At 57.3% G+C, this 24,641-nt stretch carries 27 protein-coding genes; 12 read left to right on the top strand and 15 right to left on the bottom strand.

Annotated features, from left to right (window positions below; all coding sequences use genetic code 11):
• Positions 1-4 precede the first annotated feature (4 nt).
• Positions 5-1,528 (bottom strand): sodium:solute symporter family protein, encoded by a 1,524-nt coding sequence (locus tag FHJ80_RS04520; protein ID WP_139525845.1) that lies wholly within the window; start codon positions 1,526-1,528, stop codon positions 5-7.
• A 15-nt stretch (positions 1,529-1,543) separates the two neighbouring features.
• Entirely contained in the window at positions 1,544-1,786 is a 243-nt protein-coding gene (locus FHJ80_RS04515) for a hypothetical protein (RefSeq protein ID WP_139525844.1), read from the bottom strand.
• A gap of 352 nt (positions 1,787-2,138) precedes the next feature.
• Here FHJ80_RS04515 and FHJ80_RS04510 point away from each other — a divergent pair, with 352 nt between their 5' ends.
• From FHJ80_RS04510 to FHJ80_RS04495, 4 genes are all read left to right on the top strand, one after another.
• Positions 2,139-3,467: an aspartate aminotransferase family protein gene (locus tag FHJ80_RS04510; protein ID WP_255303874.1), complete on the top strand. Its 1,329-nt coding sequence runs from the start codon at positions 2,139-2,141 to the stop codon at positions 3,465-3,467.
• Between the two features lie 30 nt (positions 3,468-3,497).
• Positions 3,498-4,994 (top strand): CoA-acylating methylmalonate-semialdehyde dehydrogenase, encoded by a 1,497-nt coding sequence (locus FHJ80_RS04505; RefSeq protein ID WP_139526226.1) that lies wholly within the window; start codon positions 3,498-3,500, stop codon positions 4,992-4,994.
• 112 nt (positions 4,995-5,106) lie between these two features.
• Positions 5,107-5,727, top strand: a complete 621-nt coding sequence (locus FHJ80_RS04500) for a TetR/AcrR family transcriptional regulator (protein WP_139525842.1) — start codon at positions 5,107-5,109, stop codon at positions 5,725-5,727.
• A 41-nt stretch (positions 5,728-5,768) separates the two neighbouring features.
• Positions 5,769-6,224 carry an NUDIX hydrolase gene (locus FHJ80_RS04495; protein WP_139525841.1) on the top strand — a complete coding sequence of 152 codons (456 nt, stop codon included), beginning with the start codon at positions 5,769-5,771 and terminating at the stop codon, positions 6,222-6,224.
• Positions 6,225-6,230: 6 nt separating this feature from the next.
• Here FHJ80_RS04495 and FHJ80_RS04490 read toward each other — a convergent pair whose 3' ends face one another.
• Positions 6,231-6,383 carry a hypothetical protein gene (locus tag FHJ80_RS04490; protein WP_255303873.1) on the bottom strand — a complete coding sequence of 51 codons (153 nt, stop codon included), beginning with the start codon at positions 6,381-6,383 and terminating at the stop codon, positions 6,231-6,233.
• 185 nt (positions 6,384-6,568) lie between these two features.
• Between FHJ80_RS04490 and FHJ80_RS04485 the strand changes: the two genes are divergently transcribed.
• A complete protein-coding gene (locus tag FHJ80_RS04485) occupies positions 6,569-7,030 on the top strand; it encodes an Hsp20/alpha crystallin family protein (RefSeq protein ID WP_139525840.1) in 462 nt (153 codons plus the stop codon).
• A 35-nt stretch (positions 7,031-7,065) separates the two neighbouring features.
• Positions 7,066-7,476 carry an Hsp20/alpha crystallin family protein gene (locus FHJ80_RS04480; RefSeq protein WP_139525839.1) on the top strand — a complete coding sequence of 137 codons (411 nt, stop codon included), beginning with the start codon at positions 7,066-7,068 and terminating at the stop codon, positions 7,474-7,476.
• Between the two features lie 70 nt (positions 7,477-7,546).
• On the opposite strand, the gene FHJ80_RS04475 is transcribed toward FHJ80_RS04480, so the two are convergent.
• Positions 7,547-8,416, bottom strand: a complete 870-nt coding sequence (locus tag FHJ80_RS04475) for a PhzF family phenazine biosynthesis protein (RefSeq protein WP_139525838.1) — start codon at positions 8,414-8,416, stop codon at positions 7,547-7,549.
• The gene (locus tag FHJ80_RS04470; RefSeq protein WP_139525837.1) at positions 8,413-8,604 is read right to left on the bottom strand and encodes a DUF1127 domain-containing protein; all 192 of its coding nucleotides are present in this window, start codon (positions 8,602-8,604) and stop codon (positions 8,413-8,415) included. Before FHJ80_RS04470 ends, FHJ80_RS04475 begins: the two co-directional genes overlap by 4 nt.
• A 166-nt stretch (positions 8,605-8,770) precedes the next feature.
• Here FHJ80_RS04470 and FHJ80_RS04465 point away from each other — a divergent pair, with 166 nt between their 5' ends.
• Complete coding sequence (locus tag FHJ80_RS04465) at positions 8,771-10,213, top strand: PLP-dependent aminotransferase family protein (protein ID WP_139525836.1); 1,443 nt, start codon at positions 8,771-8,773, stop codon at positions 10,211-10,213.
• Between the two features lie 19 nt (positions 10,214-10,232).
• Here the strand turns inward: FHJ80_RS04465 and FHJ80_RS04460 are convergent, their stop codons facing one another.
• Together FHJ80_RS04460 and pcsA are read right to left on the bottom strand one after the other, a co-directional pair.
• Positions 10,233-10,841: a DNA-3-methyladenine glycosylase I gene (locus tag FHJ80_RS04460; protein WP_139525835.1), complete on the bottom strand. Its 609-nt coding sequence runs from the start codon at positions 10,839-10,841 to the stop codon at positions 10,233-10,235.
• A complete protein-coding gene (gene pcsA, locus FHJ80_RS04455) occupies positions 10,841-11,581 on the bottom strand; it encodes a phosphatidylcholine synthase (protein WP_369692944.1) in 741 nt (246 codons plus the stop codon). Before pcsA ends, FHJ80_RS04460 begins: the two co-directional genes overlap by 1 nt.
• Positions 11,582-11,755: 174 nt before the next feature.
• Between pcsA and FHJ80_RS04450 the strand changes: the two genes are divergently transcribed.
• A complete protein-coding gene (locus FHJ80_RS04450) occupies positions 11,756-12,205 on the top strand; it encodes a GNAT family N-acetyltransferase (RefSeq protein WP_139525834.1) in 450 nt (149 codons plus the stop codon).
• 17 nt (positions 12,206-12,222) lie between these two features.
• Here FHJ80_RS04450 and FHJ80_RS04445 read toward each other — a convergent pair whose 3' ends face one another.
• Entirely contained in the window at positions 12,223-12,699 is a 477-nt protein-coding gene (locus FHJ80_RS04445; RefSeq protein WP_139525833.1) for a YbaK/EbsC family protein, read from the bottom strand.
• 303 nt (positions 12,700-13,002) lie between these two features.
• On the opposite strand from FHJ80_RS04445, the gene FHJ80_RS04440 reads away from it, so the two are divergent.
• Genes FHJ80_RS04440 through FHJ80_RS04430 form a run of 3 tightly spaced genes read left to right on the top strand, consistent with a single transcriptional unit; the run spans position 13,003 to position 16,240 of the window.
• Complete coding sequence (locus FHJ80_RS04440; protein ID WP_139525832.1) at positions 13,003-14,448, top strand: GGDEF domain-containing protein; 1,446 nt, start codon at positions 13,003-13,005, stop codon at positions 14,446-14,448.
• Positions 14,438-15,346 carry an amino acid ABC transporter substrate-binding protein gene (locus tag FHJ80_RS04435; RefSeq protein ID WP_255303872.1) on the top strand — a complete coding sequence of 303 codons (909 nt, stop codon included), beginning with the start codon at positions 14,438-14,440 and terminating at the stop codon, positions 15,344-15,346. Before FHJ80_RS04440 ends, FHJ80_RS04435 begins: the two co-directional genes overlap by 11 nt.
• A 3-nt stretch (positions 15,347-15,349) precedes the next feature.
• Positions 15,350-16,240, top strand: coding sequence for an amino acid ABC transporter substrate-binding protein (locus FHJ80_RS04430; RefSeq protein ID WP_255303871.1), 891 nt, complete (start codon positions 15,350-15,352; stop codon positions 16,238-16,240).
• On the opposite strand, the gene FHJ80_RS04425 is transcribed toward FHJ80_RS04430, so the two are convergent.
• Genes FHJ80_RS04425 through FHJ80_RS04400 form a run of 6 tightly spaced genes read right to left on the bottom strand, consistent with a single transcriptional unit; the run spans position 16,215 to position 22,542 of the window.
• On the bottom strand, positions 16,215-16,541 hold the full coding sequence (locus tag FHJ80_RS04425) for a hypothetical protein (protein WP_139525831.1): 327 nt from the start codon (positions 16,539-16,541) through the stop codon (positions 16,215-16,217). The genes FHJ80_RS04430 and FHJ80_RS04425 overlap by 26 nt on opposite strands.
• Positions 16,534-17,907: an acyclic terpene utilization AtuA family protein gene (locus tag FHJ80_RS04420; protein WP_139525830.1), complete on the bottom strand. Its 1,374-nt coding sequence runs from the start codon at positions 17,905-17,907 to the stop codon at positions 16,534-16,536. The genes FHJ80_RS04425 and FHJ80_RS04420 overlap by 8 nt, the downstream gene beginning before the upstream one ends.
• A complete protein-coding gene (locus FHJ80_RS04415; RefSeq protein WP_139525829.1) occupies positions 17,904-18,752 on the bottom strand; it encodes a 3-keto-5-aminohexanoate cleavage protein in 849 nt (282 codons plus the stop codon). The genes FHJ80_RS04420 and FHJ80_RS04415 overlap by 4 nt, the downstream gene beginning before the upstream one ends.
• Complete coding sequence (locus tag FHJ80_RS04410; protein WP_196781563.1) at positions 18,749-19,675, bottom strand: 3-hydroxyacyl-CoA dehydrogenase NAD-binding domain-containing protein; 927 nt, start codon at positions 19,673-19,675, stop codon at positions 18,749-18,751. The genes FHJ80_RS04415 and FHJ80_RS04410 overlap by 4 nt, the downstream gene beginning before the upstream one ends.
• Positions 19,672-21,549: a TRAP transporter fused permease subunit gene (locus tag FHJ80_RS04405; RefSeq protein WP_139525828.1), complete on the bottom strand. Its 1,878-nt coding sequence runs from the start codon at positions 21,547-21,549 to the stop codon at positions 19,672-19,674. The genes FHJ80_RS04410 and FHJ80_RS04405 overlap by 4 nt, the downstream gene beginning before the upstream one ends.
• An 18-nt stretch (positions 21,550-21,567) precedes the next feature.
• Positions 21,568-22,542 carry a TAXI family TRAP transporter solute-binding subunit gene (locus tag FHJ80_RS04400; RefSeq protein ID WP_139525827.1) on the bottom strand — a complete coding sequence of 325 codons (975 nt, stop codon included), beginning with the start codon at positions 22,540-22,542 and terminating at the stop codon, positions 21,568-21,570.
• Between the two features lie 130 nt (positions 22,543-22,672).
• Here FHJ80_RS04400 and FHJ80_RS04395 point away from each other — a divergent pair, with 130 nt between their 5' ends.
• Positions 22,673-23,623: a LysR family transcriptional regulator gene (locus tag FHJ80_RS04395; RefSeq protein WP_139525826.1), complete on the top strand. Its 951-nt coding sequence runs from the start codon at positions 22,673-22,675 to the stop codon at positions 23,621-23,623.
• An 81-nt stretch (positions 23,624-23,704) separates the two neighbouring features.
• Here the strand turns inward: FHJ80_RS04395 and FHJ80_RS04390 are convergent, their stop codons facing one another.
• Positions 23,705-24,562, bottom strand: a complete 858-nt coding sequence (locus FHJ80_RS04390; protein ID WP_139525825.1) for an ABC transporter substrate-binding protein — start codon at positions 24,560-24,562, stop codon at positions 23,705-23,707.
• Positions 24,563-24,641: the final 79 nt, after the last annotated feature.

The raw sequence follows: 24,641 nt of genomic DNA, 5'->3' as shown, positions 1-24,641 counted from the left end.
CTCCTTATTGTTGGTTAGCGCTATGGGTGATTTCTTGTGTATAGGCGGGCAAACGCTCTGGATGGTACTCGGCATCATAGTCATGGCGTGCTTGGGTAAAGCGTTCCACGACCGCTGTATCGCGGCGATGCAGTACGTGGCTGAGCCCAACAAACAGCGCAGCATTCAGCAATAACCCCCAGATACCCGCATGGTAGCCAAATGGTGCGCTGAGCGGGCCAAAGGTCATGAGGAGCACGCAGGCAACGCCCGCCCACAAACCCGCCAGTGCAGCGGTGGGGTGCGCTTTTTTCCAGGTGATGGCCCCGATGGTGGGAATGATCAACTGCGCGGTGCCCGCCAATGCCGCAATACCAATCGTGACCAGTACGCCAGGTACGGTGAGCGCCATGATATAAGCGGCCAATGAGAAGCCCACCAGCGATAAACGACCGATATACACGATGCGCGCTTGGCTGGCATCGCGGTCGATATAGCGTTTGTAGATATCCATCGTCACCACGGTAGACACCGCGTGGATCTGCGAGTTAGCGGTAGACATGGCGGCTGACGCGCCGGCTGCCATGATCAACGAGGCGAGCAGGTAAGGCGCATACTCCATCAGCATGATGGGCAGTATCTGGTCAGGGTTTTCTACGTTGGGTTCGAGCAGCACGCCTGAATAGCCAGATAGCACCGAGCCTACATAGGCAAAGGCCGCCAACCCCAATAAAAACGGCATTAGGTTAAACAGTTTGCCGTGTTTGACCGAGTACATGCGCAGCCAGATTTGCGGGCCCATAAAGGCACCGATGGCGGTAATGGCAAACAGCGAGAACCACATGGGGTAGCCCATCGTGCCGTTCGGCCCAGGCATGGTGAGATGATCAGGAGAGCTTTGCTGCAGCTGACTAAATAGCGCCGTGGGGCCCCCTACCTGGGTGGAAATGTAGTAACCGGCATACAGCATGCCGAAGAACAACAGCGCGCCATAAATGACGTCGGTCCAGGCAATGGCGCGAATGCCGCCAATCCACACGTAGATAATGATGATGAAGTAGAACAGCAGGGCGGCGAGCCAGAAAGGAATCAACCCACCCGAGGCAACCTCGATTAAGTAAGCGCCGCCAGTGAGCTGGATCTGCAAATAAGGTACGGTAAAAATCAGCGTAATCGCGGCAACGGTAATGCGCAGCGCCTCGCTGTTATAAAAATCGCCAATTAAGTCTGAAGGTGTTAAGTAGTTGAATCGTTTGCCTAAAAACCAAACTCGTTTGCCAATCCAGTAATACATGAAGCCAAACAGCAGGTTCCAGGCTAACGCAGTAAGAAATACCGGCCCGTTGGTATAAAAGGTGGCATTAGAGCCGAGGAACGCAAACGCGCTCCACCAGGTGGCCGCGACGGTGAAGAAGACCGCGATACTGCCCATGGCACGGCCCTGAACGAAAAAATCCTCGCTGGTTTCTTGTGATTGACGAGCGGATAAAACCCCCACCATCAAGGGAATGATCATAAACGCTGCAATGATGATTAAGCTTCCGGTCATGATATACCCCTTCATTTACCGCTGTTGGGTGGCGTGGATAGTGGAAGGCTCGGGACTACCCCAGTTGGTGAAATAAGCCACCAAAAATAGCGCCGTTAATACGAACCACCAGAACAAGTTCCACACCAGCAGAAAGGGGAGGCCCATCACCATGGGCTCTATACGGTTAGCCAGCATAATGAGGGGGCTTTCCAGCATGATAAAGCTGAAGAGCATGCCGCCATATATAGACAGCTTTAAGGGAGTCAAGTATTTCATAGCAAGTTAGCCCTTTGTTTATATTGAAATTGTGAGCAGTATTCATAGTGCACGCAGGCAACAACAGCACTGTTGGGGCGCATTGTCTATGCGAGTGCTACTTAGGCGTGTTCCACTGATTTGTTGTATTTATTCGTATAAATATAAGAATTAGGCGCTTTGAATCGTCCCGTCAAGATGGGTAGGCGCTGTTTGATGCTCTATTACGTATGTATTTTCTAACGTGAACTCAAGAAAAGCATAATTTTACAAACGTAGTGGGTGGCGCATGCTGAGGGCATGTCTCAAAGCGACGGAGCTAGACACTATGTTTGGTTTAAAAAGTAAAACAACCGCTCAGTCAGCGGAAAAAATGGCTGAGCAGCCTGTATCAGGCACCGCCCTCAACCAGCACTTCTGGATGCCGTTCAGCGCGAACCGCGATTTCCGCGCCAACCCGCGCATGGTAGCCGGGGCGGAAGGGCGCTATTACATCGATGACCAGGGGCGCAAACTGTTCGATTCGCTCTCTGGCCTATGGACCTGCGGGGCAGGCCATAACCGTGAAGAGATTCAGAAAGCCGTGGCGGCGCAGCTAGGTACGCTGGATTTTGCCCCCGGTTTTCAGATTGCCCACCCGTTGGCATTCAAGCTGGCGGAAAAGGTCGCCAGCTTAACGCCAGCCGGGCTGGATCACGTGTTTTTCACCAACTCCGGTTCAGAAGCCGCCGATACCTCGGTCAAGATGGCCAAGGCGTATTGGCGGTTAAAAGGTAAGCCGGAAAAAACCCGCATGATCGGCCGCGCCAAGGGCTATCACGGGGTGAACATCGGCGGCACCAGCCTGGGCGGCATTGGCGGCAACCGTAAACACTACGGCCAGTTGATGGATGTGACGCACCTGCCTCACACCTTACAGGCGGGCCATGCGTACACCCGTGGCCAAGCAGACACCGGCGCTGAGCTGGCCGATGCGCTGCTGGATCAAATCGCCCTGCACGATGCCTCTACCATCGCGGCGGTCATTGTGGAGCCGATGTCGGGCTCGGCGGGGGTGATCGTGCCGCCAAAAGGCTATCTGGATCGGCTGCGGGAAATCTGCACCGCCCACGATATTCTGCTGATTTTCGATGAAGTCATTACCGCCTTTGGCCGCAGTGGGGCCAACACCGGTGCCGAAGCGTTTGGCGTCACGCCGGATATCATGAACGTGGCTAAACAGATCACCAACGGCGCGATCCCCATGGGGGCAGTGATCGCCTCAGGCGAGATTTTCGACACCTTTATGCACGCAGGCGGTGCCCAGCACGCCATTGAATTCCCCCACGGCTACACCTACAGTGCCCACCCCGTGGCCTGCGCGGCGGGGCTGGCGGCGCTGGAGATGATGGAGCGCGAAAACTTCCCCGCCCAGGTGAGCGCCATCGCTCCCGCGTTCGAGCAGAAGCTGCACGCCCTAAAAGGCCACAATCATATTGTCGATATTCGCAACTACGGCTTGGCCGGTGCCCTGCAGCTAGCGCCGCGCAACGGCGACCCCACCATTCGCCCCCGCGATGCGCATATGGCGCTGTGGGAAGCGGGCTTCTACGTGCGCTACGGCGGCGACACCCTGCAGTTCGGCCCTCCCTTCGGCACCACGGAAGCCGAGCTCGAGCGTTTGTTCGATGCCGTCGCGACGACCCTGGATTCACTGGCGTAACCCTGGCCCACCCTGTTTTGGAGTTTCATGATGAGTGTTGTTTCCCACCTGATAAATGGTGAGCTGGTGGAAAGCCAGCGCACGCTGGAGGTCACCAACCCTTCTACCGGAAAAGTGATTCGCCACGTGGCGGATGCCAGCGCAGCGGATGTGGAGCGGGCGATTGCTGCGGCTCAGGCGGCGTTTCCCGCCTGGCGCGATACGCCGCCCGCCAAGCGTGCCCAGGTCATGTACCGCTTCAAGCAGCTGCTGGAAGAGCACGCGGACCGCCTCGTGCAACTGGTCAGCGAAGAGCATGGCAAAACGGTGGAAGACGCGATGGGCGAGCTGAAGCGTGGCATCGAGAACGTCGAATACGCCTGCGGCGTGCCGGAGCTGCTGAAAGGCGAGTACTCCCACAACGTGGGGCCGGGCATCGATGCGTGGTCCAACTTCCAGCCGTTGGGCGTGGTGGCGGGCATTACCCCGTTCAACTTCCCTGCCATGGTGCCGCTGTGGATGTACCCAATGGCGATTGCCTGCGGTAACACTTTTATCCTCAAGCCCTCCGAAAAGGACCCGTCGGCGGCCATGGCCGTGGCTGAACTGCTGCAAGAAGCGGGGCTGCCCAAAGGTGTGATGAACGTGGTGCATGGCGGGCGCGAGGCGGTGGAAACCCTGCTGGATGCCAAAGCCGTGAAGGCGATCTCGTTTGTCGGTTCCACGCCCGTGGCAGAGGCGATCTACTCCCGTGGTTCGGCGGCGGGCAAGCGCGTTCAGGCCCTGGGCGGGGCGAAGAACCACGCGGTGATTCTGCCGGATGCCGACCTGGAAAACGCCGCCAACACGCTGATGGGTGCCGCCTACGGCAGCTGCGGTGAGCGCTGCATGGCGATCTCGGTGGCGGTGTGCGTGGGTGACGAAACCGCCGACCGTCTGGTCGAAACCATGCTGCCCAAGATCGCCCAGTTGAAGGTGGGGCCCGGCACTGAAAAAGGCCTGGACATGGGCCCGCTGGTCACCGCTGAACATCGCGATAAAGTGCTTGGGTTTATCGAAGAGGGCGTGAACGCGGGCGCTTCGCTGGTAGCGGATGGTCGTGGCCTGACCGTGACTGGCAATGAGGAGGGCTACTTCGTGGGTGGCTGCCTGTTCGATCACGTCACCGCTGACATGCGTATTTACCAGGAAGAGATTTTCGGGCCGGTACTCTGCGTGGTACGGGTCGGCAGCCTGGACGATGCCATGCAGCTGATCAACGACCACGAATACGGCAACGGCACTTGCCTGTTCACCCGTGATGGCGAGGCCGCTCGCCGCTTCACCGACGGTATCGAAGTGGGCATGGTGGGGGTGAACGTACCGCTGCCCGTACCGGTGGCCTACCACAGCTTTGGCGGCTGGAAGCGCTCGCTGTTTGGCGACCTTCACGCCTACGGCCCAGACGCGGTGCGTTTCTACACGCGCCGCAAAGCGGTCTCCCAGCGCTGGCCTTCCGTCAGCGAAGCCACCCGGGCGGAGTTCTCGTTTCCCGCCACCCAGCGTTGACGCGATGCGCTAACTGCGCCATCTTCACTGCACCACCGCCTGCATCCTCGGGGGACGGTGGTGCATTTTTGTTGCGTGTGATTAGCGGTCAGAGCGGCAAAGGGATACCAGCGTGGCGAGAACTCAGGACGAAATTCGGCAAACGAACGTCAAGAAGATCCTTCAAGCGGCGGAGCAGCTGTTTGCCGAGAAAGGCTATGCCGGAGCCTCCATGGGAGAGATCGCTCAGTTGGCCGACCTGCCAAAGTCCAACGTGCACTACTATTTCGCGACCAAGAAGGCGCTCTATCAAGAGGTGCTGCTGGCGCTGTTAGCGGTGTGGAAGCAGGACGCACTCTGCTTCGAGCTGTACGACGACCCCCGGGTGGTGCTCTCCACCTACATTCGCGCCAAGATGAATCACTCCCGCTACCGCGCCCACGGCTCCAAGATCTGGGCGGCCGAAGTGATGCAGGGCGCGCCGATTCTCAAAGAGCGCCTGCGGGATCACCTCTACGAATGGACCAAACTGAAAGAGTCGAAAATCCGCGAGTGGATCGAGGCCGGTCAAATCAATCCCGTCGAGCCCTCCTACCTGCTTTACATGATCTGGGCCTCCACCCAGCACTACGCCGACTTCGACTATCAAATCTCACTGCTCAACGACGACAAACCGCTGGACGACCTGCAGTTCGAAAAGGCCGTGCAGTCGGTGACCTCGGTGATATTGCGTGGCATTGGGCTGACGGCTTAGGGTATCGGCGTGTGCCAACCGACCTTCAAAAGGGGGGAGCGATGGACGATACCGCCCGACCTATCATCGGTGTGGGGGTGATAGTCATACGCCCGGATGGAAGCGTACTGCTTGGGTATCGCGATAAGCCGGGGGAAACGCCCTGCTGGTGTTTGCCCGGCGGCCATGTCGATGCGGGAGAGTCCTTTGAGACGTCGGCTGCTCGCGAAGTCGCGGAAGAAACGGGCATTACCGAGCTGCACGATTTGGCCTTGCTGGCGATCACTCAGAACCTCGACAGCGCCGCCTCCATGGTGGCGGGAGCCGTCATCGCCCACGTGAAACAAGAGGCCGAGGCCTTGCTGCTAGAGCCTCAGGTGTTCACGGAGTGGCGCTGGTTCCACCCCGGCGCGCTGCCCGCGCCGCTATTCCCGGCCAGCCAAGCGGTGCTGGCCCACTGGCATGGTCATCAGCCGCCTACCGGTTGGCGCACCTATCCTATCGCGCCAGTCGCATGAGTCGTGCTATGTCGCAAGCAGGCTCTCCATGGGCACCGATAGATCGAACTTATGGCGCTTACGCGAGAGTAACGTGCGGAACTTGCGTAGGTTGTCATCGCCATAGAGTACGCGGTCGCAGAAGCGGTCATACGCCTCTAAATCGGTGACGGTCAGCACACTGAGCTCAACACATACACATCGGTTAGGCGATTTAGAATGCGCCAAAAAAATGGCCATCAGACGCTTGAAATACGAACGAACGCTCCTATTTTTCGTACCGTAGAGGCTGCTTCGGAGGAGTGGATAAGGGGCCGCCTCTCATCGCAAGTCTCACAGTCTGCTTTACGTAGGAGGTATTCGACATGTTCGATGATCTCAAGCGTTTTGAAACGGGCTCGTCTGAGCAGTTTGACTGGCTCAGCCAGTTGCTGGATGGCTTCTTTCCTGATCGCAATACCATGGATATTCGCGCGGTTCCGCGGGGTAGCTTTCCCATGATCAATATCGCCCGCAGCGATGAGGCCGTTAGGGTCTACGTGTTTGCCGCAGGGTTGGCCCCCTCGGATCTAATCATCGATGTTCAGGACAATGTGCTGACACTGCGTGGTCAACGAGACGCCGTGTCGGGCCAACATGAGGAGGGTGAGTCGCGTCAGGTTCTGCGCCGTGAGCGCGCCAGCGGGGAATTCGTTAGATCGATCGCCTTACCCGAGGGAATAGACGTCGAGCGGTCAGAGGCCCGTCATGCCCATGGGGTATTCGAGATCGTGCTACCCAAGCGCGAAGAGCTCAAGCCACGGCGTATTGATGTTCAAGCGGCGTAAATCATGCGTTTAACCAGGTTTTGGAGGGTCGAATCATGAATGACATCGTCCGTTCATCCCACTCCCATCACTCCCCGCTGCAGCAGGAGCAGAACGGCCAGAATCGGCACTATAAGGAAGCGCTTCTACCGGCGGTGGATATTATCGAAGAGGCTAACGCGCTCAAGCTAGTGGCCGATATGCCCGGTGTGACACCGGAGACGCTAAAGGTAGAGGTCGATGACCAAGTGTTGAGCCTGGAAGGGGAGATAGCGCTGAATATGCCGGAAGGACTCAGCGCTTTGCATGCCGAAATGCGCGGTCAACGCTTCGCGCGGCGCTTCAACCTGAGCCGGGAGGTAGATAGTGAGGCCATTACGGCCACTATCGTCAACGGCGTGCTGACGTTGACGCTTCCCAAGAAAGAGAGCCACCGCGCACGCCGTATCGAAGTGCAGGCGGCGTGACGCTAGGCAGTGCATGGCGATAAGAGCGAGTGTCCGCGATATCGTGGACACTCTTTTTGCTTTTAAGGCTTCACGGTAGGTAAAGCGTCCCCTTACCCACCAAGATGGCCTGCCCACCCACCGTCACGAACCCCGGCGTCATATCACCGTTAGCCGTCGTATAAATAACGCTGGGCCGCCCCATTTCAATGCCTTGATGTATCTCGCAGCGCAACGCTTCGGTCTGGAGGGAGGCTAGATAGCCGGTTAACGCTGCGGCAGCGCTGCCGGTGGCCGGGTCTTCGCAGAGGCTGTCGTGCATGCAGAACATGCGGCTACGAATCACGGTCGCTTGCCCTGCTGATGGCTCCCTAACGTACAGGTAGATTTGAACCGCACTACTGGGCAGCACGGTACTGGCCCAGAGAGCAGGTGAAATAGTGACGCTCTCCAAGGCCGAGGTATCCGATAGCTCGATCAAGTGATAGGGCAGCCCGAAAGACGCGATAATCGGGTCGCCGACTATTTGGTGGCTATCCAATCCCAACAGCGCCACGGCAGTGGAGCGATCGAGCGTACTGGTTGACAGCATAACGGCTTGCGACGTTGTGAACTCCGTTCTGCCGCTGGTCGATGTAATGGCCAGCTCCCCGATAGGTGGATGAAGTACCAGCGGTTGCGTCGGGTGGGCGAGTTCCAATGCTGCCAGCAAGTGTGCGGTACCTACCGTCGGATGGCCTGCAAACGGGAGTTCTCTCGTCGGCGTAAAAATCCGCATTGGATAGTGGTTCGGTTGCGTGGCGGCACTCAAAAAAACCGTTTCCGCCAGATTCAATTCATTGGCCAGCGCTTGCATGGTGTGGGCGTCCAATCCATCCGCGTTGAGAAACACGGCCAATGGGTTGCCCGTAAACGGCTGGTCGGTAAAGACATCCAGCAAGTAGTACTCGGCGGTAGTCATACATCCCCCTTATTGGAGAGCCTCTGTTTCCAAAAGGTGCGTTTTCCCTCTTGGCAGGCCTGTTCACGGGTGAGGCCGATGTCTTGCAGCAAGTGATCCTCTAGCGTGAGCAGTTGGCGACGGCTGCGGCGGCGTTGTTGGTAGCGGCTTAGCTGATAACGCAGCTGAGTGAGGCTGAAGCGTGGCATGGCGGCTCTCCGGGTGGTGGGGTGCCTATCTAGGTTACGTACCCTTCCGGCTGCCATACAGATATAGGTTTTTTTATTTTTACGATACAGATGGGGCGTGTTATACCTCTGTATGGCAAAGCGGGATGCCTTCTGTATGGCGAATTAACCGAGTGAGGTGGGCGTGATGACGCGCTACGAAGAGGTGGCGGTAACGTTGCGGGAGCGAATCGAGCACGGGATTTATCGCGTGGGCGACCGGCTACCGTCTATTCGAGCGGTCTGCCAAGAGCTGAATGTGAGTATCTCAACGGTACAAGAAGCGTATCGCCAGCTCATGGATGCCGCGCTGATCGAGTCCCGGCCAAAGTCGGGGTACTTCGTGTTGCCGTGTCGTATTCCCTCTGTGCTACCCTCTGTCTCGCGGCCTGCTCAGTGCCCGCTTGATGTCTCCCAATGGGACCAAGTGTTAGAACTCGTCGCTACCCAGCGGGACGATAAACGGCTGCTGCTTGGGCGCGGCGTTCCCAATCTTGAAGTCGAGTCGTTAAAGCCACTGTCGAAAATCCTCGCCGGGCTGCACCGTAGCAACGATCTGCACGGCTTCAACTACGACAAACTCAGCGGTAGCCCTGAACTGCGCCAGCAGGTGGCGCGCTTGGCGGTGGCATCTGGCTGCTTGCTGCACCCGGATGACATCATGATCACTACGGGGTGTCAGGAGGCGCTGGCCATTGCGCTGCGCACACTCACCCAGCATGGTGATGTGGTGGCAGTGGATTCGCCCAGCTTTTACGGCACCATGCAGATTCTGAAAGCCAACGGATTAAAGGCGCTGGAGATTCCCACCGACCCGCAAACCGGCATTAGTCTGGAGGCGTTAGAGCTGGCGCTAGAGCAGTGGCCTATCCGCGCCATTCAGGTCACGCCTACCTATAACAACCCCTTGGGTTATACCATGCCGGAAGCGCGCAAGCGGGCGCTCTATCAGCTTGCCCAACGTTTTGATGTAGCGATTATCGAAGACGATATCTATGGGGATTTGGCCTATACCCAGCCCAGGCCACTGACGATAAAATCCTTTGATACCGATGGGCGTGTGCTGCTGTGTAGCGGCTTCTCGAAAACCTTGGGGCCGGGCCTGCGAGTGGGTTGGTTGGCCCCTGGCTGCTATCGGGAAAAAGCACTGCATATGAAGTACGTCTCCACCGGCGCCTCTGCCACGCTACCGCAATTAGCGGTGGCGGAGTTTGTCGCCAAAGGCCATTTTGAGCGCCATTTGCGCGCGGTTTCCCGCCAGTATCAGCGCCAGCGGGACATCATGATTAGCTGGGTGCAGCGCTACTTCCCCAAAGGGTCGGGCATTAGCTATCCGCAAGGGGGCTTTTTACTCTGGGTAGAGCTACCGGCGGATGTCGACTGCGTGCGCCTGAACGAGCGTTTAGCGCAGCACGCCATCCATGTGGCACCGGGGTCGCTGTTCTCGGCCTCTGGGAAGTTTCGCCAGTGCTTGCGGTTGAACTACGCGTTTACCCTAACGCCTGCGATTGAAGAGGCGGTGCGTACGGTGGGCGAGCTAGCGAGTGAGATGCTCAACGAGGTAGGTGAGCCTTTACTAGCGATGAAGTAAGCAACGATTTCGCGCTGACTTACGAAGGCCGCTGAAACGCTGCGCGTGCCTGCTCAACCCGTTCACGTGTGACGCAGTTTAACGAGTGATCATTAATCAGCCCCATGGCCTGCATGAATGCAAACGCGGTGGTGGGGCCGAAAAATGTCCAGCCGCGCTTTTTAAGCTCTTTTGCTAGCGCAATCGATTCTGGCGATGTGGTTTGCGTTTGTGGGTCTGGACGGGATGCGCTGTCCGGTTCATAGCGCCAGAAAAACGCCGCTAGCGAGCCTTCCTGAACCACCATCTCCTGGGCCCGACGTGCGTTATTGAGGGTGGCTTCGATTTTACCGCGATGACGAATGATGCCTGCCTCCTGCAGTAAGCGCTCCACGTCCTCTTCCGTAAAGCGGGCGACGTGGTGAAAGTCGAAGTGGTGAAAGGCGGCGCGGAAGTTCTCACGTTTATTCAAAATCGTGCGCCAGCTCAAGCCCGATTGAAAGCTCTCCAGGCAGAGCTTTTCAAATAGCCGCTGGTCATCACTCACGGGAAAGCCCCACTCCTGATCATGGTAGGGCAGGAACTCCGCCGCTCCGCCACACCACTGGCAGCGAGGGTTACCGTCGGGGGCGATGAAGTCATGAGCCATTAGCGTGGTACCTGACCGCCGAACCACTCTTGAGCCGTGCGCCAAAAGCACATGCCCGCGAAGTACAGAGAAGTCAAACCTAAGCCCCACCGTGCCCAGGCGGTGTGATCAGGGTGTGAAAGAATTAACGAGGTGGCACACACGCACCACAGCAGCGTGACGGCGATATTGAACGGCATGAACAAACGCACACGAAAGGGGTGCAGAAACTTCATTTTGGTCACCGTCAGCATCGCTAAGACCAGTATGGCGGTAAACGTGATGAGCGGCGGTAAATCGAGAATGTAAAAATAGGCCGCGGCAATGTTCCAAGCGGCGGGGAAGCCAACGAAATAGTTATCCTGGCTTTTCATATCGACGTTACAAAAACAGAACATCGACGACAGCAGTATGATGAAGACGGAGGTCAGCCCTAAATAGGGCGGTAGTTCGATGAAGTAATAAATGAATAGCGCGGGAATGAAGGCCCAGGTGAGGTAATCGATCACCATATCCAGCGTTGATCCATCGAAATGCGGCAGCACGGATTTTACTTCATATTTGCGTGCCAGCGTGCCATCCACCCCATCGATCATCATCGCCGCCCCCAGCCAGAGCAGGCAGGCCACCGGGTTATTGTCGATTAGCGCTAGCAGCGCCATCGTGCCTAGCAGTACTCCGCTGGCGGTAAAAACATGCACGCTCCAAGCTTTGTAAATCGGTGCTCGGGATTCGGTTTGAGTAAAGAGTGTTTGGACCACGGTAACCCCAGTGGGAACACGTGGTCCCCTTGCTGTTAGATGGATCGATAAACGGTGAAAAGACGATACACTACAATCAGAACGTCGTCAGAAAATCCGCGGCAAATCGTCTGGTCTCAGCGTTTGGCGGTGTGCCAGACACTCGGTGGCTCACCCATATAGGAGTTATAGCGCATGTCCCACGTTCGCTCTGCCACGATTCATGATCTCGACGCCTTGACCGAGTTACTAGACGGCTATCGGCAGTTTTATCAGCAGCCAAGTGATAGGCAAGCCGCGCGTGACTTTTTGCGCCAACGGTTTGGGCAAGCAGATTCGCGCATCATGGTGAGCGAAGGTGAGGATGGCACGCTCACCGGGTTCGTTCAGCTTTATCCGGGCGTGTCCACCGTGGGGCTAAATGCGCGCTGGACGCTGAACGATCTTTTCGTACGACCAGCGTGCCGAGAGAACGGCACGGGGCGAGCGCTGATGGAAGCGGCCACTCGATTGGCTCGTGAACATGGTGTTGCGCGTTTGATATTGATGACGCAGGTCGACAATGAGCGCGCCCAGCGACTGTACGAGTCGCTGGGCTGGCAGCGCAATACGGCGTTTTATGGCTATTTGCTCGATGTGACCTAAACGCGCTTCATCGTCACTTAGCGGATGCTCTCTGGTAGCGTACACACATCGACCCATTGAGCGCTGACTAAGTCGGCTAAGCGTTGTGGGCTCAAGCGCACGGCACTGTTCGGTGAGCCCGCCGCGGGTAGCACTTCATCGAACGCGTGCAGGGATTCGTCGCAATAGACGGGAAGTTGGGTGGCCAGTCCAAACGGACATACCCCTCCTACCGGGTGGCTGGTCAGTTCCATCACCGTGTCGGCATCCAGCAGTTTGGCTTTGCCACCGAAGGTATCGCGGATCTTGCGATTATCGATCCGCGCATCGCCACTGGCGACGATCAGTAGCGGCTTTTCTCCCACTTTGAACGCCAACGTTTTGGCAATTTGCCCAGAGACCACACCGTGCGCCTCGGCGGCGAGCTGTACGGTGGCGGTGCTGGTGTCTAGCTCTTCGATGGCCACCTCGGGCGCGTGCTCGGCAAAAAATTGGCGAACGGTTTCGATGCTCATGATGGGCTCCTTGAAGATATTTATCACTAACTTAGCGTGTCCCCCGCTCGCTAGCCAAGCGGGGATGAAATACCTGCGCCTAGCGATTGGCTGAAGCTCGCAAAGGGCATGCCAGAAAAGCGACATGACTCATGGATAAAACGTTTAAATAGTGTGCTTATTTAGAAGGCATTTGGTGATAATTTATCAAACAACCATGGGCCTGCAGCTGTTGCTGAAAGGTGAGACATGTCATTTCAAGATGTTGGTCGCTAAACGCATCGATACGGATGGCTAAAACGCCGATTGAAGGACACCTGCTGCATGCAAGAGGCCAGCGCCGATAACGCCCCTGATTCGAAGGCTTCACTTCCTTGGCACCGAACGGTGGTAGGTAAAGTGGCCATCTTCATGCTGATGGGCGTCATCTTTGCCTATCTGATGGGCGCGATGCTGGGCTTCACCATGGTTGAGCGCAGCGCCCGGGATCAGTGGGGGCGCGAAGCGCAAATGAATGCACAGATAGTCAGTGCTACCATTCGGCGTATTTATACTTCTGTTGCGGTGCGTACCGATCCTGGCGGGCAAGTGACGCAGCTGGTATCGACACGCCCGATTGGCGATGAAGAGTCGGTGTTGAGCACTGGCTTCAGCCCCATCGATGTCTTGGCGCTGGCCAGTGCGCAAACGCGCCACAACGTTTGGCTCTTTTCACTGACGAATAGCCGCCGCTTTACGCCGGTCGCCAATGCGTATAGCGATACCGCCGGTGAATTAGTGTTTCCGAATGCCGCTGAGCTTGGCAATGCTCCATTTGCGAACGACTTCTATGTGGGGTTTGCGCGCATTGGGGGCGAGGCGCACTTCGTGAGTTCGCTGCCTATCATCAGCCCTCAGGGCGATCTGCATGGGGTCGTGGTGTCGAGCATTGGCTTGAAGAGTGAACTGTATCACTTACATCGTGAACTGATCTTGAAGATTGTGGCGTCGTTGGGCGTGGTGCTGCTGGCAACGGCGCTGCTGCTGAGTATGTTGATGCATCGACTGTTCAAACCGGTCCCTCGCTTGATCCGGGCCTTGACGCATATTGCGCACAATCGAGCGGATCGGGCCACGCCCTATACTTGGCGCAGCGATGAAATTGGCTGCATGGCCCAGGCCATCGAGACGTTGCGTAAAAAGGTGGAAGAGCGAGAGCACCTATTAGAAGTGAAAGAGCAGGCACTGCGTTACCAGCACCTAGCGCATCACGACGCGCTGACCAAGCTGCCCAATCGCGTACACTTCAACGATGCGCTACAGGAGGCCGTGACACAAGCCCCACACGGCGCACCCTTCAATGTCATGATTTTTGATCTCGACCGCTTCAAGGCGGTGAACGATACGCTTGGCCATGCGGCAGGCGATACCTTGCTGATAGAGGCGAGCCAACGCGTGCAAGCGCTGCTGGAAGAGAGCGACCTCGTTGCGCGCTTGGGAGGCGACGAGTTTTCGATCATTCAGCAAGCTCGCCATGACGGATTGGCAAAAGCCCAGCAGTTGGCTAATCAACTGGTCGAGGTCCTGAAAGAGCCGTTTGCCATCGATGGTCACGAGGTACACATTGGGGTAAGCGTCGGTATTGCGCTGGCGCCCCGGGACGGAACCAGTAGCCATACGCTATTACGCAGCGCAGACGTGGCACTGTATACCGCGAAAGCGATGGGGCGTGGCCGCTATGCGGTCTTCAACCCTGCCATGACCATGGGGGGCGCACCGCATGAGGGCTAACAGTGTCGGCGTGTTGGCTCTGACACTGATGAGCCTGCATGTAAGCGCGTCACCTATTGCCCTTGAAACCTCGCCTACCTTGACGCGGATCGCGCAGCAGCAGGCCATCACGCTGGGTCACCGCCTTCAGGAAATTCCTTTCTCTTACGTGGTCGATGGGCAGCCCGTCGGCTACTCCATCGATCTCTGTAGGGCGGTGGTCGCGGGTCTTCAACAGCGGTTGGGCGGCGTGCCGCTCGAGGTCCGGTTCGTGCCGGTCACGCCGGTCAATCGTTTCATTCTACTGCGCCATGGGGACATCGACCTCGAGTGTGGCGTCACCACGCGCACGTCGGAGCGGCTCGAACAGGCGGCTTTCTCATACCCGCATTTTTACACCGCGACGCGCTATGTCGCCTTGGCAGAAAACGCGATGCGCACCGTAGCAGATCTCGCGGGACGCAGCGTGGTATCGACGACGGGGACGATCAATATCGAGCAGATCAACGCACTTAACCGCCGTCATGGGCTGAACATTGCCGTGATGCTTAGCCGTCGCCATGAAGAGGCGTTCGCCATGGTCGATAAGGGACAGGCCGCCGCGTTCGTGATGGACGACAGTTTGCTTGCCAGTCTCGTCGCCCGTGCGGATGCCCCCGAGCGTTTTCGTATTTCTGACGAAGCGATCAGCGACCCCCAGCCCTATGGCTTGATGATGCCGCTAGCGGATGCGGTCTTTGCGGAGGCGGTCAACCAGGCGCTGCATGAGTACTACCAAAGCGGGGCCATTCATGCGCTGTACGATCAATGGTTTTTGCAGCCCATACCGCCCGATAACCTAGTGATGGGTTTACCGATGAGTGCAGAGCTGGCGGCCACGTTCGAATGGCCCGATGCACATGACCCCTCCAGGAGGTGAAACGTGAAAATCCTAGTGCAGTGGTGGGTAGGACTTCTCATGTCGGTGTGGGCTGTCTCCTCGGCGGCGGCTTCCGATATCGATACGCTGCAGCGGCTGAGCGAGACAGGCACCTTACGCGTGGGCTATGGCGATACCGCGCCCTTTTCTTACACGGATGACAACGGCAACGTGCTCGGATACTCCATCGACTTATGCCAGCAGGTGGCGTCGCAACTCCAAGAGCAGCTCGACCTGCCCTCCCTCGCCATCGAGTACGTGTTTAGAACGCCCGGGAATCGTGTGCAGATGCTCAATAGCGGCGAGATCGATATCGAATGCAACGCAAGCACCAATAATGAAGAGCGCCGACGCAGCGCTGATTTTTCGCTGAGTCACTTTTTTGTCTCCGTGCGCTTCGTCTCACTCAAAGAGAACCATTACGACACGCTTCAGGATTTGGCCGGACGCAGTGTGAGCGTGGCCCGGGGCACCGTCAACGTCGGGCAAATCAACCAAGCCAACCGTGAACGGCGGCTGAATCTTTCCGTTGTACCGGTCGAGACGCTGCAAGCTGCCTTCGATCTCGTCACCGATGGCCGCGTCGCCGCGTTCGCCATGGACGACATTCTGCTCAGCACGATGATCGCAGAGTCAGAGGATCCAACGGCTTATGCCCTCTCAGAAGAGGCCATTACCGCCGAAGAGCCACTGGGCTTGCTGATGCGTAAAGACGATCAGGCGTTCGTGGCGCAGGTCAATCGAGCGCTGCGCACCATTTACCAGCAAGGGGACATGCAGGCACTCTACGAACGCTGGTTCCAGCAGCCTTTGCCCGGTAAAGGCATTACCCTCAACGTGCCGATGAGCGATACGCTAGCGCGGTATGTCAGAGAGCCGCTTCGGGAGGAGTGACCTCCATGGATAAAAGTAGGGCGGACAACGTTTTTCCATGTCCATCCAGGTTCAACGCGCCATTGACGCCCCCTTGCAGCGCATCGTCCAACACTAAGTTGATACCTTTGAGATGAGGTAATAAATACCGAGTGACGTGATGCACATCTCGATGCGCAAATAGCGCTGCAACGTTCGCTTCCGAGAGCTGTTCGACCAGCCAGGAATAGTGCGCTTCCTCGTATACAAACACGCCTAAGCTGAGCCGATCGCCTTTGTCGCCTGCCCGGGCATGGGCGTAGCGATGCAATAACTCACGCATTACCCTCTCCTCTATGCAGTGTCACGATGGGGGTAACTTGTTGTCTGGGTACCAAATACGAAGCGGTTTTTAGGCGTTGAGTATGGTGTCTCCTGACGCCGCCACCGCCAGCAGGTCCGCAGCAATAAAGGGCTAATAACTCCTGTGTCGCCAGCTCCACCACGCGTTGGTCGGCATGCTCGACGGCGAGACGGAGGCGAATATCGCTAGCGGCTTGGCCGATGTGATGGGGATTGTATTGCGAGTCACCATCGAAAACGCTGGAGACACCAATCAAGTCGAAGCGCGCTCGCAAATTGGCGGGGCAGCGTAATGCCAGCCGTTGTCGAAGCGTGTCTCTGGCGAGACGGGCTCTGGCAAACGCATTAGGGCCTGCATACGAGATTTCGGCTTCACCTTGGTAGCCACCCAGAAAACTAACGGTGGTTTTTAAACGAGCAGGTGCTGGTTTGCCGCGGACACCCGTGATTTCGACACGGTCTTTGGCCAGTTGTCTGACGCTGACATGCGCCAGATCGATGACGACATCAGGAGTGATGTAAGCACTGGGATCATGTATTTCATACAACAGCTGTTCTTTCACCGTTTGTTCGGTGACCAAGCCACCCGTACCGGGTGGTTTGGTCACGATCAGTCGCCCGTTTCGCTCCACCTCCACCAGGGGGTAACCCAGCGAGGCCATACCAGGGACGTCTTTGAAACCAGGGTCCGCAAAGTAGCCCCCGGTGACTTGCGTGCCACACTCAATCAAGTGACCTGCCAATGCCCCAGCGGCAAGCCTGTGCCAGTCATCGCTTGCCCAGTCGTGGTAGTAGCACAGTGGGGCGAGTGCCAGCGAGGGGTCGGCCACGCGCCCGGTAATCACGACGTGTGCCCCTCGTGCCATCGCCTCTATCAGCCCATCTGCGCCGAGATAGACATTGGCGGCGACCACGTGCTCGAGTGCTGACAGAGACCGTTTTTCGCCCTCCCAGGCCTGCCAGTCAAGGGCATGCAACTGGTCTCTCACGTCATCGCCGTGAATCGTGGCCAAGCACGCTTCAGTGTGACCCAAGCGCTTGGCTAGCTGCTGAATACGACGGCAGGCGGCCTCAGGGTTGGCCGCCCCAAAGTTGCCCAACACCGTAATGTGATGGGCGAGGCAATCGCTCAACACGGGCGATAAAAACTCTTCCAGCAACGGCTCATCACCGCTGTCAGGATCTTTGATGCGGCGTAATTGAGCCGCCGCCAGCGTTCGCTCACCCAATGTTTCGAACATGAGCGCACGAGGCGCATCGTACGACATGAGTGCATCGACGAGCGGCCTGGCTGCATCGGTACGATCACCGGAAAAGCCCGCACCACAACCGACTACGACCGTCATAAGGTGACTCCCGTGCGTGCATTGGTAGTCAAGGCAAGGAAGTGGCGTGCTTCGGGTGCCGTCATCACTCGGCGTCCCGTTGCTTCGATACGCGCCTTGGTCTCAGCGACCAGCTCGGCATTGTGGGTGGCGAGTTGGCCATCCGCCCGCCATAGATTGTTTTCAAAGCCGACTCGAGCATGGCCGCCTTGCTGGGCTGCTAGTGCTAAGCAATCACCTTCGGTGGGGCCAAAGGCACACACCGCCCAATGGTCGCCAGCCGCCAATGCTTGTAAAAAACCTGGTAAACGGCCAGGGTCGGCAATGGGCGGGTCTGCATAGCGTCCAAGCACGCAGAGCAAAAACGCCGGGCCGTGGGGTACTACACCTTTATCTCTTAATTTATTGAAATGATAAACATCTTCAGGTGAGTAAACGATGTATTGAATATGGGTGCCACGACTTACCAAGTGACGGCACAGCTCGCCACTGGCGTGAACTTCATACGCATCGCCGAACCATTCACGCACCGCGATAGACACGTACTCTGGCTGTAACGCCTCAATCACACGTCGCTGTTCTGAAGGTGAATAACGTCCACCGGCTTCGCTGGTGACCTGAAGGAGTAATTGATCTCCAACGGCATCTTGGATGGCGCTAAGCGCCTCTTGGTAGGCCGCAGCATCGAGTAAATGACGGCCATCGGCCTCTCGCACATGCAGATGCATGGCAGAGGCTCCCGCCGCTAGACACTCTTTCGCATCGCGTGCGAGCTCTTCTGGGGTCAATGGAATGGCAGGGTGGTCTTGATAGACGCGCCGTGCGCCGTTGGGGGCAACCATTAGCAAACAAGGTGAGGCGATCATAGGGACTTCTCCTGTTTGCCGTTTGCTAGCGCATGCTGGATGGCCGTTAACTGACGGTCTCGTTCAGAGAAGAGGTCCGGCAGTGAGTGACCATGCGTGGCTAACTCTACTCCTTGGATGACTTGCTCGTAGAGTTCGTCGCTCATGGTCGGTTGCCCTAAGCTTGCCCAGCGATACTCCTGGCTAGGGCCGAGATGTTCCAGATAGTGGCGAATGCCCCCTTGGCCACCGCCTAGGTGATAGGTCAGGAATGGGCCTTGAATGGCCCAGCGCAACCCTGGGCCTGCCGTCACCGCTAGATCGATGTCTTCGACGCTGGCCACGCCCTCCTGTAACAGATAAAGCGCTTCTCGCCACAAGGCTGAAGAGAGGCGGTTCGCAATATGGCCGACCATCTCTTTACGCAGCACCACCGGCTGCTTGCCGATGCTGTGATAAAAATCGGCCAAGCGCTGCACCCGTTCACTATCTGGCCCGTAGAGTTCGACCAGTGGCACTAAGTGGGGGGGGTTGAAGGGGTGCGCGATAATGATGCGCTCAGGTGCAGGCGTCCCCTCAGTGATATCAGAGTGCTTTAGAGAGGAGGTGCTGCTGACCACCAACGCTTGCGAGGGCGCTATCAGTTGAATATCGGCTAATACCTGCTGCTTGAGCGCGATGGACTCGGGCGCATTTTCGACGACCAGTTCTGCCCCCTGTAGCGCCTCTTCCAGGGTGGGCGATACCACTGGCGTGATAGGATCGACGCCAAGCGTACGCATATCCTCAGCGACGCGCTGAGCAAAGTAGGCACGGGCGTTGGTATCCGGGTCGAAAGCCGTGACGAGTAAACCGCGGGAAAGAAAGTAGGCGGCCCAACTGACGCCGATCGTGCCACAGCCAATCACGGCGATCGTCGTCATGTTCACTTCTCGATGACTCATAGCTCCGCTCCTTGAAGTGCAATACGTCGAGAGGATTGCCAAGCCCATAGATAGAGCCCTGTCAGGCCCGCGATGCCGAGTAACCCAAGCGCACTATTGGGTACCAGCGCTAATAGTCCTGTGATGGCCAGCAGCGCACTATCCAGCCAGCGGTGACCGAAGAAACGAGCGCCCCCTAATATGCCGGCAAAAGCCAAGACAAAGGCCATGGCACGCGCAGCGGCTAGGGTAATGTCCCAGGCATCGCCTAAACCGATAAGCGCCGGGTACGCCAAAATCAAGAAGGGGATAATGTAAGTGGTCGCCCCCAAGCGGATGGCTTGGCCAGCGACCTGCAGCCAGCCCGCCTTAGCAATGCCAGCGGCAACGAACACCGCAATACAGACCGGTGGCGTGATGACCGATATCGTCGCGAAATAGAAAACGAACAGATGGGCGACTAACGGTTCGATACCGATGCGCGTTAGCGCTGGCGCCAACACGGCAGCCACCAACACGTAGGCCGCCGTAGTCGGAATGCCCATGCCCATAATGAGACAGATGACGGCGACGATCAGGGCCACTAGGAAAACCTGTTCACCCGCAACGCTGACCACGAGCGTCGACAGCGTGACACCAATGCCCGTTAGGTTGAGCATGGCGACCAAAATCTGTGCGCCAGCGAGTAACACCCCGATGATCACCATGCCCTTACCCGCATCTTCCAAGCCGGTCACAAGCGAACGGGCTATTTGACGGGGCGGTGTTCGGTCTAGCAACGCAAAGAAAAGATAGCTGACCAGCAGCAGTGTAATGCCTAAAAAAGCGGCGAATTGGATGGAGTAGCCGTTTAGAACACCCCCAAATAAGCCACCCAGCGCGGCAACAATGGGGGTTAATCGTCTCAATTGAAGTACATCGGGCCAAGCGGGAAGCTCGCTCTCCGGTACCAAGGGGAGGGCTTTGCGTACCGCTACCAAGTGGAGCGTAAAGAATACTGCGACATAGAAAAGCAGCGCAGGTAATACGGCAGCGAGGGCAATGGTGACGTAGCTGACCCCCAGTATCTCTGCCATGATGAATGCCGCTGCCCCGAGAATAGGCGGTGCGATTTGGCCCCCTGTGGATGCCACGGCCTCTACGCCGCCAGCAAAGGCCGGAGGATATTTGAGCCGCTTCATCATCGGAATGGTGAAGTTGCCGGTGGTAGCCACGTTCGCTACTGCACTGCCGCTGACCATCGCGAATAGGCTGGAGGCCACGGTCGCAATTTTGGCGGCGCCCCCTTGGCTACGCCCACCGATGCGCATTGAAAGGTCAATGAACGTTTGACCTCCCCCCGTATGAAGCAAAAGGCTACCAAAAAGCACAAACGCGGCAATGGTCGTGGCTGCGACGCCTAGCAACATCCCCCATACGCCTAAATCCCCGAGAAACAGCGTTTCCGTCACGAAGCTAGCATCAAAACCCCGGTGGCTAAGCGGTCCTGAGAGTCGGTCACCCAGTAGGGCATAAGCGATGCCGATAGTGACTAACAGCGGAAAGACCCACCCAATCGCCCGTCGAGCAACTTCCAAAATGGACACCACCAAAATGGCCGTGAGTGCCATATCTTGGGGGGTTGCCCAGGGAAGCGTGGTCAGAATGCGGTTAGCGTTGAAGGTAATGAACAGGCAGGCGGTGATGGCGCCCAGGGCTAATAACCCATCGATCGCTATCCCTAAGGGGCGCCAGGATTTTCCAGCGCCCAGTGGATAGGTGAGTAGCCCCAGCCCGATGACCAGCGCAAGAAAGAGACTGCGATGAACCAAGCTTTCAAAAGGCCCGGTTGCTGAGGTATAGAAGATGAAGCCGCCCAACAACAGGGCGACCAGCATGAGCAGCTTATTGCGCATGGAACCGAGCTCCTTTCCTTATTCTGACGGCATCAGACGGTCAGGAATGTCGTATCCCTGCTCTTCGAAATAGCGCGCGGCACCCGGGTGAAAGGGCACCGTTCCGCTGCTGAGAGTGAGTTCGGCGATGTCGACCTCGGCGAGATTAGCGAGTGCACTGACTTGCGGGTCGGGATTTTCCATCACGGCTTTAACGATTTGGTAGGCCGTTTCTTCGTCAAGCTCGGGACTTGCATGCATCGCTAAGCCAAAGCTCCACGTCGTGTAAGCGGGCATGCCCTCGGCCGCTCCCTCAGGAATATTGACCACGGAAATATCAGGCATCTGTGCATTCAGCGTTTCAGCCTGTTCATCGCTGAGGGACAGCACTTGGATCGGCGTGAACGTCGCAATGTCCATGGAGGACCCGTCCAGCTTTTCGCCCACGCCAGATTTGACGTATCCCGCCATACGGTTGTCTTTGACACCGGCGACCACATCCGTCGTAGAACCGCGCACATACTCTGGGGTAAGCCCCAGCGTCTCCATCACGGCAATGGTCGTGGCCTCGGTGGCAGAGCCGGTAATCCCCGGATTCAGGCGCACGCCGTCTAGTTCTGCCATGCTGGTAACGCCGGAATCTTCGCGCATCACGACATTTTGTGGTGCTTGGGAGTAAACCCAAAGAAGACGGTTATCCACGGGGCGACCTTCAAACTCACCCTCGCCTGCATAGGCGTGATAGCCCACGTTGGTGGTAACGAGCCCCATATCGATTTGGTTTCTTAAAATGCGCCGCAAGTTGTCCACGGTGGCACCGGTTTCTACGACAGAGGTGCGCACACCATCGACATGCTGATTGATAATTTGTCCAACGGCGACGAAATAGCCGTATTGGCTAGACGATGTGGAGGTCGAGCCAATCAAGAGCTGCTCTTCGGCGTGAACGGCCGTGCCTGCGATCAAGCCAGCACTGAGAATGGCGGTTAAGAGTGGCGTTTTGAGTGAGTACATAGCAGTTGCTCTCTCTGGGTATTGTGGGTTGTTGGTTCCAGAAGATGCGTGTCATTTGACTTATTAAGAATGAGAGAGCCTGCTAGTATTTGTCTAATATAATTATATGAATGAGACTTTTACTTTATTTATGCAGCCTTCCATTCGTCAGCTAAAAGCCTTCGTGGCGATTGCCGAGTTCGGCAGCTTCGTCGAAGCATCGGAGCGGCTGCACATGTCGCAGCCAGCCTTGAGTATTGCCATTCGCAAACTAGAAGAGTGTGTGGGAGGCGTGCTGTTCAACCGTTCCCCTCGCGGCGTGCAGCTCACCCCAGAAGGCAAGTTCTTTTTGCCAACGGCTAGGCGATTGATTAGCGATTGGGATGACGCGCTGGGTGATCTTGGAGAGCTATTCAATAAACAGCGAGGCAAAGTAACGCTGGCTGCGCTGCCAACGCTAGCGGCAGGATTCTTACCGACCGTGCTAGCCGATTATCGGCATCGATTTCCCAATATCGCGATCAGTGTTCACGATGTGCTGGCCTCCCAGGTAGATGACCTGGTAAGTGACCACCGGGCAGACATTGGACTGTCGGTACAGCCGCTTCGTGTAGAGGCAACGCATTTCGAGCCGCTCGTTGAAGACTATTTCGTCGCGGTTTGCCCCGTGGGGCATCCCTTGTTAGCGATGGACACCGTGCCTTGGGAGGCGCTGCTGCGTTATCCCATTATCGGCGTGAGCCGCCTATCGAGCACGCGTGCTGCCATTGAGAGCGTATTAGAACAGACACGCCTTGAGATGGACTTGATGTGTGAAGTCAGTCAGATTGGCACCGCTGGACGGATGGTGGCGGCGGGATTAGGAGTGGCAGCGCTTCCTTCATTCAGCTTCCGACAGATATCTGCAGAGGGCATCGGCTGGCGTCCTTTGATCGAACCGTACGTACCCCGCTCTTTGGGGATCATTACACCGGTCAGAGGCTCCCCGTCTGCCGCAGCAACCGCCATGCTGGAAAGCATAAGAGCTCATGCAGGGCAGCTAGGCGGCACCGCCGCTTATGTGCCACCACGGCCGCCCGAAGGCGACCGTGATCCGTCTTAGCAAGCGAGCCCTTCAGATGGCTGACTATCCGACGCAGTACATTGACCAGCGCAACGGGAACCGGCTCGTAAAGATGATGATTTAAAGCTGTGTTGCTAGCGCACTGGTGACTTCGTCAATTTGCAGCGCCAAGCTTTGTAAGCCACCGCCGGATAGGTACCAAAGGGCCGGTGTGAGCATCACGAGTCTAGGCTCGGCGCCAGCTTCCGCCAGTAAAGTGCGCAGCTGGTCCGCGTTAGCAGGTTCATTGCCAATGGCTGCGCTGCGGTCGATCACGAGCACTACCTCAGGAGCGATCTCGGCAATCGCTTCAGCGGAAAGCGGTGTAAAAGTGCGTTCGCCACGTACTTCGGGGGTGACACTCTCGGGCATCTCCAGTGTTGCAATGCCCAATACGTCATGGACCACCGGGTGCTGATTGAGCATCAGGTTGCCGCCATTATGGGTGACGACCAGCGTTGTCGGCGCGTCGCTCAACGCCTCTTTTTGCTGCTCGATCTCGGTATGCAGCGTGGCGAGTGCCTCTTCCGCGTTATTTTCTTCGCCTACCTGTCCGGCGAGTTCGCGCACGTTGGCATCGAAGGCGGTCAGGTAATCATCGCCCGTCAGGCTGGTATTGAGCAGCGGAGCAATCTCGCCCAATTCCGCTTCCCACTCGGCTTGACGGCCGGTGTAAAGAATCAGGGTTGGATCGGCGTGTTGCAGTGCCTCCATCTCCGGCGAGCGCAGGCCGCCAATGTCGCTATAAGCGTCGGCAGCGTACTGGTCGAGATAGCTGTGCAAACTCGCTTTCGGCACGCCGACGACCTGCTCTCTCACCCCTAGGGCGTCCAGCGTATCCAAGCTGCCTAGATCAAACGTGGCAATGCGCTGGTCCGCGCTCGCGGCGGCGCTGACGCTGGCCAGCAGCAATGTGGCAGCGATGGCTTTTACTGTCATGTGGCATCCTTTTCTTTGAGAAATATAGCTATATGCAATATTTTCTCATCATCGCAGTAAGTCGAGGCGTTGTCGTGTG

Source organism: Halomonas sp. BL6 (assembly GCF_006228115.1).
Lineage (GTDB): Bacteria > Pseudomonadota > Gammaproteobacteria > Pseudomonadales > Halomonadaceae > Vreelandella > Vreelandella piezotolerans.
The sequence above is the reverse complement of the archived record's forward strand: the minus strand, read 5'-3'. Positions and strand labels throughout refer to the sequence as shown.

Bases quoted from the DNA above. Each gene is read 5' to 3' on its own strand.
- FHJ80_RS04520 (WP_139525845.1), bottom strand. From the start codon at position 1,528: ATGACCGGAAGCTTAATCATCATTGCAGCGTTTATGATCATTCCCTTG.
- FHJ80_RS04515 (WP_139525844.1), bottom strand. From the start codon at position 1,786: ATGAAATACTTGACTCCCTTAAAGCTGTCTATATATGGCGGCATGCTC.
- FHJ80_RS04510 (WP_255303874.1), top strand. From the start codon at position 2,139: ATGGCTGAGCAGCCTGTATCAGGCACCGCCCTCAACCAGCACTTCTGG.
- FHJ80_RS04505 (WP_139526226.1), top strand. From the start codon at position 3,498: ATGAGTGTTGTTTCCCACCTGATAAATGGTGAGCTGGTGGAAAGCCAG.
- FHJ80_RS04495 (WP_139525841.1), top strand. From the start codon at position 5,769: ATGGACGATACCGCCCGACCTATCATCGGTGTGGGGGTGATAGTCATA.
- FHJ80_RS04485 (WP_139525840.1), top strand. From the start codon at position 6,569: ATGTTCGATGATCTCAAGCGTTTTGAAACGGGCTCGTCTGAGCAGTTT.
- FHJ80_RS04480 (WP_139525839.1), top strand. From the start codon at position 7,066: ATGAATGACATCGTCCGTTCATCCCACTCCCATCACTCCCCGCTGCAG.
- FHJ80_RS04475 (WP_139525838.1), bottom strand. From the start codon at position 8,416: ATGACTACCGCCGAGTACTACTTGCTGGATGTCTTTACCGACCAGCCG.
- FHJ80_RS04470 (WP_139525837.1), bottom strand. From the start codon at position 8,604: ATGCCACGCTTCAGCCTCACTCAGCTGCGTTATCAGCTAAGCCGCTAC.
- FHJ80_RS04465 (WP_139525836.1), top strand. From the start codon at position 8,771: ATGACGCGCTACGAAGAGGTGGCGGTAACGTTGCGGGAGCGAATCGAG.
- FHJ80_RS04460 (WP_139525835.1), bottom strand. From the start codon at position 10,841: ATGGCTCATGACTTCATCGCCCCCGACGGTAACCCTCGCTGCCAGTGG.
- FHJ80_RS04450 (WP_139525834.1), top strand. From the start codon at position 11,756: ATGTCCCACGTTCGCTCTGCCACGATTCATGATCTCGACGCCTTGACC.
- FHJ80_RS04445 (WP_139525833.1), bottom strand. From the start codon at position 12,699: ATGAGCATCGAAACCGTTCGCCAATTTTTTGCCGAGCACGCGCCCGAG.
- FHJ80_RS04440 (WP_139525832.1), top strand. From the start codon at position 13,003: ATGCAAGAGGCCAGCGCCGATAACGCCCCTGATTCGAAGGCTTCACTT.
- FHJ80_RS04435 (WP_255303872.1), top strand. From the start codon at position 14,438: ATGAGGGCTAACAGTGTCGGCGTGTTGGCTCTGACACTGATGAGCCTG.
- FHJ80_RS04425 (WP_139525831.1), bottom strand. From the start codon at position 16,541: ATGCGTGAGTTATTGCATCGCTACGCCCATGCCCGGGCAGGCGACAAA.
- FHJ80_RS04420 (WP_139525830.1), bottom strand. From the start codon at position 17,907: ATGACGGTCGTAGTCGGTTGTGGTGCGGGCTTTTCCGGTGATCGTACC.
- FHJ80_RS04415 (WP_139525829.1), bottom strand. From the start codon at position 18,752: ATGATCGCCTCACCTTGTTTGCTAATGGTTGCCCCCAACGGCGCACGG.
- FHJ80_RS04410 (WP_196781563.1), bottom strand. From the start codon at position 19,675: ATGAGTCATCGAGAAGTGAACATGACGACGATCGCCGTGATTGGCTGT.
- FHJ80_RS04405 (WP_139525828.1), bottom strand. From the start codon at position 21,549: ATGCGCAATAAGCTGCTCATGCTGGTCGCCCTGTTGTTGGGCGGCTTC.
- FHJ80_RS04400 (WP_139525827.1), bottom strand. From the start codon at position 22,542: ATGTACTCACTCAAAACGCCACTCTTAACCGCCATTCTCAGTGCTGGC.
- FHJ80_RS04395 (WP_139525826.1), top strand. From the start codon at position 22,673: ATGCAGCCTTCCATTCGTCAGCTAAAAGCCTTCGTGGCGATTGCCGAG.
- FHJ80_RS04390 (WP_139525825.1), bottom strand. From the start codon at position 24,562: ATGACAGTAAAAGCCATCGCTGCCACATTGCTGCTGGCCAGCGTCAGC.